This window comes from Psychrobacter sp. CAL346-MNA-CIBAN-0220, from assembly GCF_040309805.1.
Lineage (GTDB): Bacteria > Pseudomonadota > Gammaproteobacteria > Pseudomonadales > Moraxellaceae > Psychrobacter.
This window is the reverse complement of sequence record NZ_JBEOPF010000259.1, coordinates 1-274: the sequence shown is the minus strand read 5'-3', so window position 1 is coordinate 274 and position 274 is coordinate 1. Positions and strand designations below refer to the sequence as shown.

The following is a 274-nucleotide window of genomic DNA, read 5'->3' as shown; positions in this document are numbered from 1 at the left end:
ATGCAGTTGAGAATGGGTGATATAGTGTTCAACAACGGCACTGATTTCACTGCCCGTACTGAACAAGTTCAGTCTCAAGTGAGTGTAGATAACAGTGATGTGGTGTTTGTTGGCTATGGTATTAATGCGCCAGAATATCAATGGAATGACTACGCTAACATTGATGTTAAAGGCAAAACCGTGATTATGCTGGTCAATGACCCAGGCTTTGCGACTCAAGATCCTGCCGTCTTTAAAGGCAATGCCATGACCTATTATGGCCGCTGGACTTATA

The 274-nt window shown here is 43.4% G+C and carries 1 protein-coding gene; it reads left to right on the top strand.

Going from position 1 to position 274, the window contains the following annotated elements; all coding sequences use genetic code 11:
• Positions 1-24: 24 nt before the first annotated feature.
• Positions 25-274: hypothetical protein (locus AAEY88_RS13565; protein WP_350563233.1), on the top strand; the 250-nt coding region annotated here is incomplete at its 3' end.